Origin of the sequence: Pseudomonas sp. PvP089 (genome assembly GCF_017875165.1) — a bacterium.
Taxonomy (GTDB): domain Bacteria; phylum Pseudomonadota; class Gammaproteobacteria; order Pseudomonadales; family Pseudomonadaceae; genus Aquipseudomonas; species Aquipseudomonas fortuita.
On sequence record NZ_JAGGME010000001.1, the window covers coordinates 5,346,056 to 5,358,930 of the forward strand.

The following is a 12,875-nucleotide window of genomic DNA, read 5'->3' on the forward strand; positions in this document are numbered from 1 at the left end:
GCAGCGGGCCGTGGCGGCTACGCTGGAATCAATGCAAAAGCAGGGAGTGTTCAACCCATGCAGAGCGCTTTCATCAAATCGCTACCGTTACGCCTTGCCCTCGCCACGCTGGTGCTGGGCAGCGCAACGCAGCTGGCAGCCAAACCGCTGGTGGTCTGTACCGAGGCCAGCCCGGAAGGGTTCGACGTTGTCCAGTACACCACCGCGGTCACACTTGATGCGACGTCCGAGACACTGTTCAACCGCCTGGTCGACTTCAAACCAGGCACCACCGACGTCCAGCCGGCCCTGGCCGAGCGCTGGGACATTTCGCCAGACGGGCTGACCTACACCTTCCATCTGCGCCAAGGGGTGAAGTTCCACACCACCGACTACTTCGAGCCGACCCGCGACTTCAACGCCGACGATGTGTTGTGGAGCCTCAACCGCCAGCTTGACCCGCACCACCCGTGGCACGACAAAACCAGCGTCGGCTACCCGTATTTTGAAAGCATGGCCTTCAAGCAGCTGCTCAAATCGGTGATCAAGACCGACGACCACACCGTGGTGATCACCCTGGCCCGGCCGGAAGCACCGTTCCTGCATGACATGGCCATGGGCTTCACCTCGATCTACTCCGCCGAGTACGGTGACCAGTTGCTCAGGGCCGGTAAAACCGCCGAGCTGAACAGTAAGCCGGTCGGCACCGGCCCGTTCATCTTCCAGCGTTACAACAAGGATGCGCAGGTCCGCTTCAAACCCAACCCAGACTACTTCCGCGGCAAACCGCCGGCCGACGCGCTGGTGTTCGCCATCGCCACCGACAGCAACGTGCGCCTGCAGAAGCTGCGCGCCAACGAATGCCAGGTCGCCTTGTACCCCAAGCCGGATGACGTGCCATCGATCAAGGCCGACCCGAAACTCAAGGTCGCCGAAATCGAAGCGCTTGTCACCGGCTACATCGCCATGAATACCGAGCACAAATACCTCAGCGATGTACGCGTGCGCAAAGCCATCAATATGGCGTTCGATCGGCAGACTCATGTCGACCAGCTGTTCGGCAAAGGCAACGCGCTGGTGGGTGTGAACCCCTACCCACCGACCATGCCTGGCTTCAACACCGCCAACCAGAACCCGCCCCGCGACCTCGCAAAGGCACGCGCCCTGCTCAAGGAAGCTGGCGTACCGGAAGGCACGGTGATCACACTGTTTACCCGCAACGGCGGTGGCATGACCAACCCTAACCCGCGCCTGTCGGCCGAGATGCTGCAGGCCGACCTGAAGCAGATCGGCCTGCAGCTGGATATCCGCGTGATGGAATGGGCCGAAATGCTGCGCCGTGCAAAAAATGGCGAGGCCGACCTCGTGTCCACCGGCTGGGCTGGCGACAACGGCGACCCCGACAACTTCCTCACCCCGCTGCTCAGTTGCGACGCCGCCAAAACCGGCGAGAACTACGCCCGCTGGTGCAACTCGAAATTCCAGGAGCTGATCACCCGTGCCCGCGAGGTGGTCGACAACGACGAGCGCGCAAGGCTCTATAGCGAGGCATTGAAGGTGTACGATGACGACCAACCCTGGATCAGCATGGCCCATCCAAAGATGTTCACCGCCATGCGTGACAACGTGGAGGGCTACGTGATCAGCCCTCTGACCAACAATAACTTCGCCACCACCAAGGTGAAGTAGAACAACAACGACCGCCGGCAACCCACACGGGGACCGGCGGCATTGCCGTACCGGGCTGATCGCCCCGCGGCCTGATGAGGTAACCCCGACAATGTTGAGTTTTATTGCCCGGCGCCTTGGCCTGCTGATACCGACCTTTTTCGGCATCACCTTGCTGACCTTTGCGCTCATACGCCTGATCCCCGGCGACCCGGTGGAAGTCATGATGGGCGAGCGCAGGGTCGATCCCGAAATGCACGCCCAGGCCATGGAGCGCCTGGGCCTGAACAAGCCACTGCCGGTCCAGTACCTGGACTATGTCGGCAAGCTGGCCCAGGGTGACCTCGGCGAATCGCTGCGCACCCGCGAAAGCGTGTGGACCGAGTTTCTCACCCTGTTCCCGGCCACCCTGGAGCTGGCCTTCGCCGCCCTGCTGTTCGCCGGTATCGTCGGCCTGCTGGCCGGGGTGATCGCCGCGCTCAAGCGCGGTTCATTGTTCGACCACGGGGTGATGGGCATTTCCCTGGCCGGCTACTCGATGCCGATCTTCTGGTGGGGCCTGATCCTGATCATGTTCTTCTCGGTGAGCCTGGGCTGGACCCCAGTGTCCGGGCGCATCGACCTGCTCTACGACATTGAGCCGAAAACCGGCTTCATGCTCATCGATACCCTGCTCAGCGACGAAGAAGGCGCCTTCAAGGACGCGGTGATGCACCTGATCCTGCCGGCCATCGTGCTGGGTACCATCCCGCTGGCAGTCATCGCCCGCATGACCCGTTCGTCGATGCTTGAAGTACTGCGCGAAGACTACATCCGCACCGCCCGCGCCAAAGGCCTGTCGCCGGCCCGCGTGGTGTTCGTGCACGGCCTGCGCAATGCCTTGATTCCGGTGCTGACCGTGTTCGGCCTGCAGGTCGGCACGCTGCTGGCCGGTGCGGTGCTGACCGAAACCATCTTTTCCTGGCCGGGCATCGGCAAGTGGCTGATCGAAGCCATCGGTGCCCGTGACTACCCCGTGGTCCAGAACGGCATCCTGTTGATCGCCTGCCTGGTAATCCTGGTCAACTTCGTCGTGGACATCCTCTACGGCCTGGCCAACCCACGCATCCGTCATCAGCGCTGAGGCCTTCGCCATGACTAGCCCGATTGCAAAATCCGTGTCGCCGGCCAGCCCGGTGGACCAGAGCCTGCTCTACCCCTCGCCGTACAAAGAATTCTGGCAAGCCTTTGCGCGCAACAAAGGCGCAGTGATGGGCCTGGCCTTCATGTGCCTGGTGGTGTTCTGTGCACTGTTCGCGCCGTGGGTCGCCCCGCATGACCCGAGCGAGCAGTACCGCGCCTTCCTGCTGACCCCGCCGGTATGGCTGGAAGGCGGCACCTGGCAGTTCATCCTCGGCACCGACGAACTGGGCCGCGACCTGCTTTCGCGCCTGATACAGGGGGCGCGGCTGTCGCTGCTGATCGGCCTGTCGTCGGTGGTGATGTCGCTGATCCCGGGCATCCTGCTGGGCCTGCTGGCCGGCTTCTTCCCGCACATCCTCGGCCCATCGATCATGCGCCTGATGGATGTGATGCTGGCCCTGCCCTCCCTGCTGCTGGCCGTGGCCATCGTCGCCATCCTCGGCCCAGGCCTGATCAACACGGTAATCGCCATCGCCATCGTCTCACTGCCCTCCTACGTGCGCCTGACCCGGGCTGCGGTAATGGTTGAACTGAACCGCGACTACGTCACCGCCGCACGCCTGGCGGGTGCCGGGCTGCCACGGCTGATGTTCGTCACCGTGCTGCCCAACTGCATGGCGCCACTGATCGTGCAGGCTACCCTCAGCTTCTCTTCAGCGATCCTCGATGCTGCCGCGTTGGGCTTCCTGGGCCTGGGCGTGCAACCACCCACCCCGGAGTGGGGCACCATGCTGGCTTCGGCCCGTGACTATATCGAGCGCGCCTGGTGGGTGGTGAGCCTGCCCGGCCTGACCATTCTGCTCAGTGTGCTGGCAATCAACCTGATGGGCGACGGCCTGCGCGATGCGCTGGACCCGAAACTCAAGAACGCCGCCTGAGGAGAACGCCATGTCACTGTTGCAGATCAACAACCTGAACGTGCGCTTCGGCGACGCCAATGCCGTACCTGTCGTCGATGGCCTGGACCTGTCGGTGGAGGCTGGCGAGATCCTGGCCATCGTCGGCGAATCCGGCTCGGGCAAATCCGTGACCATGATGGCCTTGATGGGCCTGATCGACGCCCCCGGGCGCATCACCGCCGACGCCCTCCGTTTCGACGGCATCGACATGCTCAAGCTCAGCGGCCGCCAGCGGCGCAAGGTGGTGGGCAAGGACATCGCCATGGTCTTCCAGGACCCGATGACCGCCCTCAACCCCAGCTATACCGTGGGCTACCAGATCGAAGAAGTGCTGCGCCAGCACCTGGGCCTGACGGGCAAGGCCGCGCGCCAGCGTGCCCTTGAGCTGTTGAAAAAGGTCGAGATCCCAGCTGCGCAAAGCCGCCTGGATGCCTATCCGCATCAGCTGTCTGGCGGCATGAGCCAGCGTGTGGCGATTGCCATGGCCATTGCCGGCGAGCCCAAGCTGCTGATCGCCGACGAGCCGACCACCGCACTGGACGTGACCATCCAGGCGCAGATCATGGAGCTGCTGGTCAACCTGCAGAAGGAGCGCAACATGGCGCTCATCCTGATCACCCACGACCTCGCCGTGGTCGCCGAAACGGCCAAGCGGGTATGCGTGATGTACGCAGGCGAAGCCGTCGAGGTGGGCCAGGTGCCGACGCTGTTCGACGTGCCCGCCCACCCCTACAGCGAAGCCCTGCTGGCGGCGATCCCCGAGCACAGCATCGGCGCCGAGCGCCTGGCCACCCTGCCTGGCATCGTCCCTGGCCGCTACGACCGCCCCGTCGGCTGCCTGTTGTCGCCGCGCTGCCCCTATGTGCAGGAAAACTGTCGGCGCCAGCGCCCTCCCCTCGATCCCCAGGCTCACAGCCTGGTGCGTTGTTTCTACCCGTTGAACCAGGAGGTGGCGTGATGGCCGTCGTTCTATCTGCGCGCGAGCTTACCCGGCATTACGAAGTCTCCCGCGGCCTGTTCAAAGGGCACGCCCTGGTCCGTGCGCTGAATGGCGTATCGTTCGAACTGGAAGCCGGCAAGACCCTGGCGGTGGTCGGCGAGTCGGGCTGCGGCAAGTCCACCCTGGCCCGCGCCCTGACCCTGATCGAAGAGCCGTCGTCCGGCTCGCTGCAAATTGCCGGCACCGAGGTGAACGGCGCCAGCAAGGCTGAGCGCAAGCAACTGCGGCGCGACGTGCAGATGGTGTTCCAGAGCCCCTACGCCTCGCTCAACCCACGGCAGAAAATTGGTGACCAGCTGGCCGAGCCGCTGCTGATCAACACCTCGCTGAGCAAAGCCGAGCGGCGCGAGAAAGTGCAAAAAATGATGGAGCAGGTGGGCTTGCGACCCGAGCACTACCAGCGCTACCCGCACATGTTCTCAGGGGGTCAGCGCCAGCGCATCGCCTTGGCCCGAGCGATGATGCTGCAGCCAAAAGTGCTGGTGGCGGACGAGCCGACCTCGGCATTGGATGTGTCGATCCAGGCACAGGTACTGAACCTGTTCATGGATTTGCAGAAGGAGTTCAACACCGCCTACGTGTTCATCTCGCACAACCTGGCGGTGGTGCGGCATGTGGCCGATCACGTACTGGTGATGTACCTGGGGCGGCCGGCAGAGATGGGGCCGAAAACGGATATTTACGAGCGGCCGCTGCATCCCTATACCCAGGCGCTGCTGTCGGCAACACCTGCCATTCACCCGGATCCGCTGAAGCCGAAGATCCGCATTGTCGGGGAGCTGCCCAACCCGTTGAACCCGCCAGATGGGTGTGCGTTTCACAAGCGCTGCCCGTATGCGACGGAACGCTGTGCCAAGGAGGTGCCAGCGTTGCGGCAGGTGAGTAGCCGACAGGTGGCTTGCCACTATGCCGAGCAGTTCCTGTAGATGACCGGGGGCGCTCTACGCCCCATTCGCAGCACAAGGCTGCTCCTGCAAGGGACCGCGATAACAGGGGATATCGCGGTCGTCTGTAGGAGCAGCCTTGTGCTGCGAATGGGCCGCAAAGCGGCCCTCTCGGTCAATGCATGAAAATGGCAATCAGGATGATGACCGGGATCGGTACACCAAGCATCCAGAGCAGTATCGAGCGCATGTCAGTTCTCCTTGCTTAACGTTGAATGGTGCGATGGGCTACGTATTCGCCTTCCAGCCACTGCACCTGGTCACGGCGGCGACCACCGTAGAGCGCTGCAAGGCTGGCGAAGAAGGCGCCACACAGCAGCGCGACGAAGGTCCACAGCGCTGTCCAGGCAGCGACCTTGGCGGCGGTATCAGCGGCTTGCTTGGCCTTCAGCTTCAGCTGTTGCACCTGGCCCATCACCTGATCGACACGGGCTTCGGCTTCGGCCTGGGTCAAGCGCGTACGCTGGGCCACCAGCTGCGCCAGGTAGGTACGGTCTTCGGCAGGCAGCGCACCATCGCTGGCAATGCCTTTGGCCAGGATGCGTGCGGCCACGCCATTGGCTGCATCCTCGCTGACCGGCGCCGGGCCATCCCCACGGAACAGGCTATCGACGAAATAGCCCATCGAATCGTTGTTGTCACCGGACGCCGCGGCACCACCGGCAGCGGCCGATACGGTAGCCGCCTGCGAAGCTGCACTGGCACCAGCACCCACCAGGTTGCCCGCAGCACCCAGCACCAACATGGCAGCCACCAGAGTTGCTACGGCCCAGGACAGGAAACCATGCGCGGTATCGCGGAAATACACTTCATCGCCATGCAGGTTGGCCCATTTCACCCGCAGCCGGCCGGCAATGTAGCCACCCAGGCCCGAAGCGATGATCTGCGTCAGCAGCAGCCATACGATGGTGGAAATGCCCAAGGCTTTTGCACTCGCCCCCTCGTCTGCCCAAGGTGAAGTGGCTGCAAAGCCAAGCCCTGCACCAAGGACCACCAGGATCAGAGACAAGGCAGCTGCAGTAGCGGCGCCAGCGAAGATCGCAGCCCAGGAGACACCTGAGCGGCTTTGTGAATCGACAGCGGGATAGTCGGCAGGGGTGATCATGATGTTTTCGCCTTAAGTGGTTAGCGACAAGTCCATTCGCGCAGTAACCTTTGCAGCGGCTGTGCCAGTTGTGACAAAAAATTAACCCATTGAAAAACAATGAGTTGGAAAAACGGATTAATTTTGAATCGTGCAAATTGCGCGACTGGGCCCTGTGCATCAGGTGTTCTGCATTCTTGTCGCAAACTTGGCGACGAGGCATCATTCACCCATGACGCTCCCTGATGGCCCTGCCCACACCCCGATTACCGCAGACACGGTGCTGCGCTATCACCTGTGCTGGAAGCACCGCGATCTAGACGGCGTGATGGCGCTCTACCACCCTGACATCCAGTACCACGACTTCTTCCAGAACCGCGTGCTCGGCTACCAGGAGCTGCGCGACTACGTCCGCGCCTGCCTGCCCCATGAGGCCGGCGAAGACATCGTCCACAGCGACCGCATCCGCGTCGACGGCTGCACAGCGTTCATCCAGTACCAGGTCACGGTCCAGGGCGGTGACGGCCTGGTAGCGTTCAAGTCCAGCGAAGCGATCACCGTCAAGGACGGGCTTATCTGGCAGGTCAACGAATACGCCACGCTGGTCCGCCACAACGGCACCCGCCACGCCAGCGCAGGCCCGCGCCCGGCAACCAGTCGCCTGGGCCTGTCACCCCGGCAGTTGTCGACCATGGCCCAGGACCTGGAGCACTACTTCCAGCGCAAGCGCCCCTACCTGGACGCAGAACTGAACCTGCAGCAAGTCGCCGACGCCAGTGGCTACAGCCGCAACCAGATTTCCTACCTGCTGAACCAGGTGCTGGGGCAAAGCTTCTACCGCTACGTCAACCAGGCCCGCCTGCAGCACCTGATGGCCAGCCTTGACGATGACAGCGTCGAAGCGACGATCGATGAGCTGGCCTTCAGCGCCGGCTTCAACTCGCTGTCGGCGTTCTACAAGTGCTTCCGTGAACACACCGGGTTCACACCCAAGGCTTACCTGAAGCAATTTTCCCTGCGTGCACGCACGTAAGACAGCGGCCGGCCCACATCACTAGGATCACCCACAGACCTTGACGGATGTGGAGTCGAACCCGATGCAACCCCTGCGCACGATAAGCCTGTGGATGGACCAGCTCGACGAGCCACTGTGCGCCCGCCCGGCCCTGCGCGAAGACCTGCACGCGGATGTGTGCATTATCGGCGCCGGCTACACAGGCCTGTGGACCGCCTACTACCTCAAGCGCCAGGCGCCACAGCTGAACATCGTGGTCATCGACGCCAACATTGCCGGTTTCGGCGCCTCTGGGCGCAATGGCGGCTGGCTGATGGGCAACCTGTTGGGCGAAGACCGCCTGCTGGCCACCCTGTCGCCCCAACAGCGCCGCGCCAGCATCGACCTGCTGCACGGCATACCCGATGAAGTACACGCAGTGCTGCAGCGCGAAGGCATCGACTGCGACTACCGCAAAGGGGGTGTGCTGTACTGCGCGGCACGCTACCCGGAGCAGGAGCGCAGCCTGCGCGCCTACCTCGACGACCTGTATCGCCAAGGCATGACCGAGGATGACTACCGCTGGCTACGCCCCGAGCAGTTGGGCAGCCAGCTGCGGGTCAGCAATGCGTTTGGCGCCATCTACAGCCCGCACACCGCAACCATCCAGCCGGCCAAGCTGGTGCGCGGCCTGGCGCGCGCGGTCGAAGCGCTGGGTGTGCCGATCTACGAAAACACCCCTGCAATCGATTGGCAGCCCGGCGAAGTGCGCACCCCGCTGGCGCGCATTCGCTGCCAGTGGATGGTGCCCGCTGTTGAAGGCTATGCGGCCAGCCTGCCGCCGCTGGGCAAGCACCAGTTGCCTGTGCAGAGCTTGCTGGTGGCCACCGAACCGCTGCCGGAGGCCACCTGGGAGCAGATCGGCCTGAGCCAGGGCCAAGCCTTCAGCGAGAGCAGCAGGCAGGTCACCTACGGCCAGCGTACTGCCGATAACCGCCTGGTATTCGGCGCACGCGGTGGTTACCGTTTCGGTGGCCGCCTGCGCGAAAACTTCAACCTCCAAGCGCACGAAATCGAACTGCGCCGCTACCTGTTCAGCGAGCTGTTCCCCCAGCTCAAGCATGTGCGCATCACTCACTCCTGGGGCGGCAACCTGGGCATGGCGCGGCGCTTCCGCCCGCACATGCTCTGCGACCGCCAGCGCGGCATTGCCCTGGCCGGTGGCTACGGTGGCGAAGGCGTCGGTGCCACCAACCTGGGCGGGCGCACCCTGGCCGCGCTGATCCTTAACCAGCACAACGAACTGACGGCACAACCTTGGGTACTGGACAACCGCCCGGTTTCGAGCCTGGCCAGCTGGCCGCCCGAGCCCTGCCGCTGGCTGGGCTACAACGCGATCATCCAAAGCTTCGTCCACGAGGACCGCACCCTCGCCAATCCCGCCAGCGCGCCGTGGAGGCGGCGCCTGGCCAGCTCGCTTGCGGACTTCATGGAAGGCTTCATGCACTGACTTCCCTTATCAACTGCACAGGATCCACCGGTCATGAGCATCACCCAGTTCAAGAACACCGACAGCGCTGTGCTCGACAGCTCCAACCCGGTCGCGGTGCCACTTGGCGACCCCGTGGCTGTAACGTCTGTCACCTGCGTGGAACGCAGTGATGGCGTCGAGACCGGCATCTGGGAGTGCACCCCCGGGCGCTGGCGGCGGCAGATCGTGCAACAGGAGTTCTGCCATTTCATCAAGGGCCGCTGCACCTTCACCCCTGACGGTGGCGAACCCCTGGTCATAGAAGCCGGAGACGCATTGATGCTACCGGCCAACAGCACAGGCACCTGGGACATCCAGGAGACCGTGCGCAAGACCTACGTACTTATCTTCTGATCCGCTGATCGCCTGCCTTCGATAACAACAGACAAAGCAAGGTAAACCCGACATGCGCACGCTCCTTCTCGCTCCTCTGATGCTGGCCGCCAGTGTGGCCAACGCCGCCGAAACGGTGAAAATCTACAACTGGTCCAGCTACGTCGCCCCCGACACGCTGAAGAACTTCCAGCAAGCCAGTGGCATCGTGCCCACCTACGATGTGTACGACAGCAACGAAACCCTCGACGGCAAGCTGATGACCGGCAACTCCGGCTACGATGTGGTGTTCCCCTCCAACCACTTCATGGCACGGCAGATCCAGGGCAAGGCCCTGAAGAAGCTGGACAAGTCGCAGCTGCCCAACTGGCAAAACCTCAACCCGGTGCTGCTCAAGGCACTGGAGGTAAACGACCCCGGCAACCAGTACGGCTTCCCGTACCTGTGGGGCAGTACCGGCATTGGCTACAACATCGACAAGGTCAAGGCGGTGCTCGGCGACAACGCGCCGGTGGATTCGTGGGACCTGATCTTCAAGCCCGAGTACATGAGCAAGCTGAAAAGCTGTGGCGTCGCCGTGCTGGACAACGGCCCCGAACTGCTGCCGATTGCCCTGCACTACCTGGGCCTGCCGCACCACAGCCAGAACCCGGCGGACTACGAAAAGGCCAAGGCCCTGCTGATGCAGGTGCGGCCGTACATCAGCTACTTCCATTCGTCCAAGTACACCGGCGACCTGGCCAATGGCGATATCTGTGTGGTGGTGGGTTTCTCAGGGGATGTGCTGCAAGCGAAAAACCGTGCCGAAGAAGCGAACAACGGGGTGAAGGTGGGCTACTCGATACCCAAGGAAGGCGCGCCCATGTGGTTTGACATGGTGGCCATGCCGGCCGATGCGCCGGACGAAAAAGCCGGGTATGCCTACATGAACTATCTGCTGCAACCAGAGGTGATGGCCAACATCAGCAACCATGTGCAGTACGCCAACGGTAACCTGAAGGCGGACGGGCTGGTGGAGCCGGCAATGAAGGGCAATACGATGATTTACCCGAGCGAAGACATGATGGGTAAATTGTATGCGCTGGAAGCGATGCCAGCGAAGATCGACCGCATTCGCACCCGGATCTGGACCAGTATCAAAGCCGGAAACTGAGCGCGGCCGTAGTGCGGTCCCTGTGGGAGCGGGTTCACCCGCGAATGCGTCGGTAAATTCAACATCGCATTCGCGGGTGAACCCGCTCCCACAGGGTCAGCAGCCAGCTCTGGAAATCAGTGGTGTTCGCGAGTAGCGCGGAATTTCACATCCGGCCAGCGCTCTTCCATCAGCGCCAGGTTGACCCGGGTTGGCGCCAGGTAGGTCAGGTGCCCGCCACCGTCGATAGCCAGGTTTTCCATGGCCTTGGTCTGGAATTCCTCGAGCTTCTTCTTGTCGTCACAGCTGATCCAGCGCGCCGACCACACGGTGATCGGCTCGTAGGCGCATTCGACTTTGTACTCTTCCTTCAGGCGGCTGGCGACCACATCGAACTGCAGCACACCCACCGCACCGAGGATGATGTCGTTGCTGCGCTCGGGGAAGAACACCTGGGTCGCGCCTTCTTCGGCCAGCTGCTGCAGGCCCTGGCGAAGCTGCTTGGACTTGAGCGGGTCCTTCAGGCGCACGCGGCGGAACAGTTCCGGGGCAAAGTGCGGAATCCCCGTGAAGCCCAGCGCCTCACCTTCGGTGAAGGTGTCGCCAATCTGGATGGTACCGTGGTTGTGCAGGCCGATGATGTCGCCGGCAAAGGCCTCATCCAGCTGCTCGCGCTCTGAGGAGAAGAAGGTCAGCGCATCACCGATGCGCAGGTCCTTGCCGGTACGCACGTGGCGCATCTTCATGCCCTTTTCGTACTTGCCCGAACAGATGCGCATGAAGGCGATACGGTCACGGTGTTTCGGGTCCATGTTCGCCTGGATCTTGAACACGAAACCTGTGAACTTTTCTTCCACCGGCTCCACGGTACGCTCGTGGGCGACCCGGGCCAGCGGGCGTGGCGCCCAGTCGACTACGGCATCGAGCACATGGTCGACACCGAAGTTGCCCAGCGCCGTACCAAAGAACACGGGCGTCAATTGGCCGTTGATGAATTCGTCCTGGTCGAACTCATGGCATGCACCCTGTACCAGCTCAAGCTGCTCGAGGAAGCGATCATATTCGTCACCCAGGTGCGCGCGGGCTTCATCGGAGTCGAGCTTCTCGATGATCTTCACCTCGGTACGCTCATGGCCGTGGCCCGGGGTGTAGACAATGATGTAGTCACCGCGCAGGTGGTACACGCCCTTGAAGTCGCGGTAGCAACCAATCGGCCAGGTGATCGGCGCAGCCTTGATCTTCAGAACGGCTTCGATCTCGTCGAGCAGTTCGATCGGGTCGCGGATGTCACGGTCGAGTTTGTTGATAAAGCTGACAATGGGCGTATCACGCAGGCGGCAGACGTCCATCAGGGCGATGGTACGCGGCTCTACACCTTTACCGCCGTCGAGCACCATCAGCGCCGAGTCCACCGCGGTCAGGGTGCGGTAGGTGTCTTCCGAGAAGTCTTCGTGGCCGGGGGTGTCGAGCAGGTTGATCATGTGCTCGCGGTACGGGAACTGCATCACCGAGGTGGTAATCGAGATGCCGCGCTGCTTCTCCATTTCCATCCAGTCGGAAGTGGCGTGGCGGTCGGACTTGCGCGACTTCACGGTACCGGCGACGGCAATGGCCTTACCCATCAGCAGCAGCTTCTCGGTGATGGTGGTCTTACCGGCGTCGGGGTGGGAAATGATTGCGAAAGTGCGGCGCTTCGCGACTTCGGCGGCCTGGTTGGTCATGGGAAATCGCCTGACTGGGGGATTCAAAAAGGGGCGATATCATACCTGAAGTTGGGCTGGGACCAAAATCTGCTGAATCAGCGGCAGTTGCGCCGGCGTCTCGCGGGTGAACCCGCTCCCACAATGACCTGCGCTGTTTTCAAGCCTTGCGCAGACCTGTGGGAGCGGGCTTGCCGGCGACAGGGCCAGCCCAATGGCAAAAAAAACATCTGGCAATCGCTTTATCGCGACAAATGGCCAAAGCGCAGTTATTTCAACGCCTGCAGCGCATTAAGCTGCTGTTTTTTCTCGCCAAAATTCCTGACACCCAGTGATTAACGCTGGCCAAATGCCGCCTCAAATGGGAACCTTTACGCCCACGGAGACGTCCATTCCCCTGCAACCCGCTTCGGTTGGGGACTGGTTTCA

General features: G+C 62.5%; 11 protein-coding genes. 9 read left to right on the plus strand and 2 right to left on the minus strand.

All coding sequences use genetic code 11. From position 1 onward, the window contains the following. Window positions 1-57 precede the first annotated feature (57 nt). From J3A71_RS24410 to J3A71_RS24430, 5 genes are all read left to right on the plus strand, one after another. Window positions 58-1,668, plus strand: a complete 1,611-nt coding sequence (locus J3A71_RS24410; RefSeq protein ID WP_209953403.1) for an ABC transporter substrate-binding protein — start codon at window positions 58-60, stop codon at window positions 1,666-1,668. A gap of 91 nt (window positions 1,669-1,759) precedes the next feature. Then, window positions 1,760-2,770, plus strand: a complete 1,011-nt coding sequence (locus J3A71_RS24415; RefSeq protein WP_016485006.1) for an ABC transporter permease subunit — start codon at window positions 1,760-1,762, stop codon at window positions 2,768-2,770. Window positions 2,771-2,780: 10 nt separating this feature from the next. After that, window positions 2,781-3,707 (plus strand): ABC transporter permease subunit, encoded by a 927-nt coding sequence (locus tag J3A71_RS24420; RefSeq protein WP_102667672.1) that lies wholly within the window; start codon window positions 2,781-2,783, stop codon window positions 3,705-3,707. Between the two features lie 10 nt (window positions 3,708-3,717). Continuing rightward, window positions 3,718-4,686, plus strand: a complete 969-nt coding sequence (locus J3A71_RS24425) for an ABC transporter ATP-binding protein (protein WP_102667673.1) — start codon at window positions 3,718-3,720, stop codon at window positions 4,684-4,686. Continuing rightward, the gene (locus J3A71_RS24430) at window positions 4,686-5,654 is read left to right on the plus strand and encodes a peptide ABC transporter ATP-binding protein (RefSeq protein ID WP_016485003.1); all 969 of its coding nucleotides are present in this window, start codon (window positions 4,686-4,688) and stop codon (window positions 5,652-5,654) included. Before J3A71_RS24425 ends, J3A71_RS24430 begins: the two co-directional genes overlap by 1 nt. A gap of 223 nt (window positions 5,655-5,877) precedes the next feature. Here J3A71_RS24430 and J3A71_RS24435 read toward each other — a convergent pair whose 3' ends face one another. Continuing rightward, complete coding sequence (locus J3A71_RS24435; RefSeq protein ID WP_016485002.1) at window positions 5,878-6,777, minus strand: hypothetical protein; 900 nt, start codon at window positions 6,775-6,777, stop codon at window positions 5,878-5,880. 211 nt (window positions 6,778-6,988) lie between these two features. Between J3A71_RS24435 and J3A71_RS24440 the strand changes: the two genes are divergently transcribed. From J3A71_RS24440 to J3A71_RS24455, 4 genes are all read left to right on the plus strand, one after another. Continuing rightward, window positions 6,989-7,789 carry a nuclear transport factor 2 family protein gene (locus tag J3A71_RS24440; protein ID WP_024717618.1) on the plus strand — a complete coding sequence of 267 codons (801 nt, stop codon included), beginning with the start codon at window positions 6,989-6,991 and terminating at the stop codon, window positions 7,787-7,789. Between the two features lie 64 nt (window positions 7,790-7,853). Then, window positions 7,854-9,260 (plus strand): FAD-binding oxidoreductase, encoded by a 1,407-nt coding sequence (locus J3A71_RS24445; protein WP_209953406.1) that lies wholly within the window; start codon window positions 7,854-7,856, stop codon window positions 9,258-9,260. A 33-nt stretch (window positions 9,261-9,293) separates the two neighbouring features. Continuing rightward, window positions 9,294-9,635: a cupin domain-containing protein gene (locus J3A71_RS24450; protein WP_016484999.1), complete on the plus strand. Its 342-nt coding sequence runs from the start codon at window positions 9,294-9,296 to the stop codon at window positions 9,633-9,635. Window positions 9,636-9,687: 52 nt separating this feature from the next. Next, complete coding sequence (locus tag J3A71_RS24455) at window positions 9,688-10,767, plus strand: polyamine ABC transporter substrate-binding protein (RefSeq protein ID WP_031311967.1); 1,080 nt, start codon at window positions 9,688-9,690, stop codon at window positions 10,765-10,767. A 116-nt stretch (window positions 10,768-10,883) separates the two neighbouring features. Here J3A71_RS24455 and J3A71_RS24460 read toward each other — a convergent pair whose 3' ends face one another. Continuing rightward, complete coding sequence (locus tag J3A71_RS24460) at window positions 10,884-12,467, minus strand: peptide chain release factor 3 (RefSeq protein ID WP_016484997.1); 1,584 nt, start codon at window positions 12,465-12,467, stop codon at window positions 10,884-10,886. Window positions 12,468-12,875 lie beyond the last annotated feature (408 nt).